This window comes from Sporomusa sp., from assembly GCF_057736855.1.
Map to the genome: position 1 here is coordinate 1 of NZ_JBYKYF010000396.1, position 2361 is coordinate 2361.

4 protein-coding genes are annotated in these 2361 nt (G+C 41.0%); all 4 read left to right on the forward strand.

Going from position 1 to position 2361, the window contains the following annotated elements:
- Nucleotides 1-587: penicillin-binding transpeptidase domain-containing protein (locus tag AC29Z1_RS16740; protein ID WP_488272589.1), on the forward strand; the 587-nt coding region annotated here is incomplete at its 5' end.
- A 60-nt stretch (nucleotides 588-647) separates the two neighbouring features.
- Complete coding sequence (locus AC29Z1_RS16745; protein ID WP_488272590.1) at nucleotides 648-1376, forward strand: WecB/TagA/CpsF family glycosyltransferase; 729 nt, start codon at nucleotides 648-650, stop codon at nucleotides 1374-1376.
- A gap of 86 nt (nucleotides 1377-1462) precedes the next feature.
- Nucleotides 1463-2104: a phosphatidylserine decarboxylase family protein gene (locus tag AC29Z1_RS16750; protein ID WP_488272591.1), complete on the forward strand. Its 642-nt coding sequence runs from the start codon at nucleotides 1463-1465 to the stop codon at nucleotides 2102-2104.
- The coding region (locus AC29Z1_RS16755; RefSeq protein WP_488272592.1) for a CDP-alcohol phosphatidyltransferase family protein at nucleotides 2101-2361 on the forward strand (261 nt) is incomplete at its 3' end. The genes AC29Z1_RS16750 and AC29Z1_RS16755, both read left to right, overlap by 4 nt.

Genomic DNA, 2361 nt, shown 5'->3' on the forward strand with positions numbered 1-2361 from the left:
GAACTTTTAAGATGGCTAACGGAAATGATAATGTACTTGAAGAGAATAACATTGTGCAACAAGCCGTATTGAAACCGGAAATTGCGTATATAGTAACAGATATGCTAAAAGGTGTGCTAGAAGATGGAACCGCAACACCGGCTAATTTGGGTCGGCCAGCCGCCGGAAAAACCGGTACTACCGATAATTATGAAACCGCTTGGTTTATTGGTTATACTCCAGATATCCTGGTGGGAATCTATGCAGGTAATGATAACCGTAAACCGATAGGCATTTCTGGTACCGAAGTATCAGCTTTATGGGGTAAGATGGTTTACAAAATAGTAGCCGATACACCACCTAGCGATTTTCCTGTTCCAGCAAATGTTGTTACCAATATTCCCATTTGTGCTACTACGGGAAAATTGGCGGGAAGTGGCTGCAAAGAAATAGAATACAGTGCTTTTATCCGAGGAACTGAACCGAAAGCATCACGATTGGAAGATCGGATCAAAGAATGGCTAAATCCCGACGATAATAAGCCTCAAAAAGAAGAAAACATGCAGCCTTTTTGGAAGTGGCCATGGTCGAGATTGCCGTCATTTTAAACTTGTGGTACAATGTTTTAGGGTAGAAAAAACAAAAATGTAAGGAGTATATGTTTCTTAGTGAGTATAAAAGCAACGGTTTTACATGTTCCCATTGATGTTGTAACGATGTCCGAAGCAGTGACCAGGCTTGAACAGTTTATTCTCCAAAAAAGGCCACATTTAATTGCTACTGCCAATGCCGAGATGGTTATGCTGGCGCAAAAAGACCGGGAATTAGCCTCAATTCTTACCCAATGTCACTTGGTAGTGCCGGATGGGGCAGGTGTGGTATGGGCAGCAAGATATCAGGGATATACTATCCCTGAACGAGTAGCAGGTTATGACTTGGCTCAGAACTTATTAGCTCTAGCAGCCAAGAAAGGCTATAGAGTATTTATGTTTGGTAGTCATCCTGATATTATAGGCAAAGCCAAACAGTTTGCCTTAGAACGTTATCCAGGATTAAAAATTGTTGGTACAAGACATGGTTATTTCAAAGAACAAGATGAACCCAAAATTGTACAGCAGATCATAGAGTCCCAACCAGATATTTTACTGGTAGCTTTGGGTGTTCCCAAGCAGGAAAAATGGCTAGCCCGGAATCTTACTAAGCTTAATGTCTCGGTATGTATGGGGGTAGGTGGCACATTCGATGTAATGGCTGGTGCAGTGCAACGTGCCCCTTTATGGATGCAGCGCGCGGGTTTGGAATGGTTGTTTCGTTTAATTCAACAACCCCAGCGTGTAATTCGAATGATGGCTTTACCACGATTTGCCATCAAAGTAATATTAGACAGAAAAAGTTAGACAAAGTAAACTAAGTATATTATACTGATATATTGAACTTGCATTTTGCCTGTTTACCGGAAGAGCATGAGAGGGGAGGCGCATAGATGGTACATAATCCGGTTGTTAAAGAAGGCTATATTTATATTGCTGTACTTGGACTGGTCACTATTATCACCGCGCTTACTTTGGGCGCCTATTGGGCGATTATTCCCGGAGTACTGACAGCTTTTATTACTTTCTTTTTCCGTAACCCGACACGTGAAGTGCCTTGTGACGATACTTTGATTGTATCGCCTGCCGATGGTAAAGTTATGTCAGTTACGGAAGTTTATGATGACCAGTTTCTTAATGATAAAGTATTTAAAATAACTATTTTTTTATCCGTTTTTGATGTTCATGTTAATCGTAGTCCCGTTCATGGTGAAATTAAATTTCAGCAATATACTTGTGGCAGATTTAAACCTGCATATAAAGAATCAGCAACGAGTGAAAATGAACGTCATGCTATTGGACTAGAAAATAGCAAGGTGCGTGTATTAGTGACTCAAATTGCTGGCATACTAGCTCGGCGCATTGTTTCGTGGGTCACTCTGGGCTCTGTACTCGAACAGGGCGAACGTTATGGGCTTATCAAGTTTGGTTCATGTACTGAACTCATTGTACCGACAACAGTAGAAGTACTGGTAAAAAAGGGGGATAGAGTTAAAGGCGGTAAGACAGTAATAGGGAGGTTAAAGGAACAGTGAGAAACGCTATTCCTAATATAGTTACTACAATAAATCTTGTGTTAGGCATGTTTGCTATTATATTTACGCTACAGGGTGATTTTACCTATGCAGCTTTTTTCGTTGTGGCAGCTATGATAGCTGATGGTTTGGACGGACGAGTGGCCCGATATTTTGGCGTAAGCAGCGAGTTCGGTAAAGAACTTGATTCTTTGTGCGATTTAGTCTCATTTGGTGTAGCTCCTGCTATTATGGCCTATACTTATATGTTAAAAGAT

Bases quoted from the DNA above. Each gene is read 5' to 3' on its own strand.
- AC29Z1_RS16750 (WP_488272591.1), top strand. From the start codon at position 1,463: ATGGTACATAATCCGGTTGTTAAAGAAGGCTATATTTATATTGCTGTA.